The organism is Actinomycetospora sp., assembly GCF_055612215.1.
Genome location: NZ_JBVPVA010000263.1, coordinates 1 through 1,849, shown reverse-complemented (window position 1 = coordinate 1,849; position 1,849 = coordinate 1). Strand labels below are relative to the sequence as shown.

The 1,849-nt window shown below is 73.6% G+C and carries 2 protein-coding genes; both read left to right on the top strand.

Annotated features, from left to right (window positions below):
• Positions 1-1,004: complex I subunit 4 family protein (locus AC0CYZ_RS07315; protein WP_472213787.1), on the top strand; the 1,004-nt coding region annotated here is incomplete at its 5' end.
• Positions 1,001-1,849, top strand: an 849-nt coding sequence (locus tag AC0CYZ_RS07310; RefSeq protein WP_472213784.1) for a proton-conducting transporter transmembrane domain-containing protein, incomplete at its 3' end; no start/stop codon positions are given. The genes AC0CYZ_RS07315 and AC0CYZ_RS07310, both read left to right, overlap by 4 nt.

Genomic DNA, 1,849 nt, shown 5'->3' with positions numbered 1-1,849 from the left:
CGCAGCTCCCGCTGTCGGTCCAGGTCCCGCTCTTCCTCGGGTTCTTCGCCGCGTTCGCGATCAAGGCGCCGCTGGTGCCGCTGCACACCTGGCTCCCCGACGCCGGCGCGGAGGCCCCCATCGGCGGTGGCGTCATCCTCGTCGGCGTCCTGGACAAGGTCGGCGTCTTCGGCTTCCTGCGCTACTGCCTGCCGCTGTTCCCGCTCGCCTCGCAGTCCCTGGCGCCGCTGGTCCTCGTGCTCTCCGTCGTCGGGGTGATCTACGGGGCGCTGCTCGCCGCGATGCAGACCGACATGAAGCGCTTCGTCTCCTACACCTCGATCGCCCACTTCGGGTTCATCGGGCTGGGCATCTTCGCGTTCTCCCAGCAGGCGCTCGCCGGGTCCGCGCTCTACATGGTCAACCACGGCATTTCGACCGCGATGCTCTTCCTCGTCGTCGGCATGCTCGCCGCCCGCGGCGGGTCGTCCCGGATCGCCGACTACGGCGGCGTCGGGCGCATCGCGCCGGTGCTCTCCGGGCTGTTCCTGCTGGCCGGCCTCACGACGCTGTCGCTGCCCGGCACGAACTCGTTCGTCTCGGAGTTCCTCGTGCTGCTCGGGGCGTGGCCGCGCGAGCCGGTCTACACGGTCATCGCGACCGTCGGGATCATCTTCGCCGCGCTGTACGTGCTCTGGGTCTTCCAGCGCACGATGACCGGCCCGCTGCGCGGTGAGGCCGTCCTCGGCGGCGGGCCCGGGGCCGCGTCGGCCGCGGCCCTCGCGGAGCCGGCCGACGGCGGGCTGGCCGACATGCTCGAGGACGACGCGACCGCCCGCAGCCGCGCCCGGTTCGGCGACCTGACCGGCCGGGAGATCGGGGTGCTCGCGCCCCTGGTCCTGCTGATCTTCCTGCTCGGGTTCTTCCCGCAGCCGGTGCTCGACATCATCAACCCGGCGGTCTCCGCCACCATGAGCGAGGTCGGCGTCGCCGACCCGGTGGGCCCGAACGGAGTCGCGCGATGACCACGATGCTCCCCGTCCAGGGCGGCGGTGCCCTGTCCGCCACGCTCGGCGTCGACTACGGCGCGCTGGCCCCGCTGTTCGTCATCCTCGGCGCGGCCTGCGTCTCGGTGCTCGTCGAGGCGTTCGTCCCGCTCGCCCGCCGGGCCGGCGCGCAGCTCGCGCTGTGCCTCGCGGCGATCGTCGTCTCGCTCGTCCTGGTGATCGTGCGGGCCGTCAGCGGGACCCCCCCGACGGTCGTGCTCGCCGGGTCGCTGTCGGTCGACGGCGTGAGCCTCTTCCTCTGGGGCACGCTGCTCGCCCTGGCGATCCCGTCGCTGCTGATGATCGCCGACCGGTCCGTCGAGGCCGGCGGCGCGTTCGTCGCCGACCCGGAGGCGCTCGCCGAGGCGCAGGACCGCGCCCGCGCGTCGGTCACCGTGGGGGGCGGGGGCTCCGGGGGAGGCAGCGGCGCCGGCCCGACCGGCGGCCGCTCGTCACGCGCCGGCCAGGCGCCGCCGCCGGCGATGCACACCGAGGTCTTCCCGTTCGTGCTCTTCGCGCTGGGCGGCATGCTCGCGTTCTGCGCGGCGAACGACCTGCTGACGATGTTCGTCGCCCTCGAGGTGCTGAGCCTGCCGCTGTACCTGCTCTGCGGGCTGGCGCGCCGTCGTCGGGTGCTGTCCCAGGAGTCGGCGGTCAAGTACTTCCTGCTGGGCGCGTTCGCGTCGGCGTTCTTCCTCTACGGCGTCGCCCTGCTCTACGGCTACGCCGGCTCGGTGCGGCTCTCCGACATCGCGGCCGCGGCCGCCGGCGGCCTGCGCTCGGACACGCTGCTCTTCGGCGGGCTCGCGCTGCTCGTCGTCGGG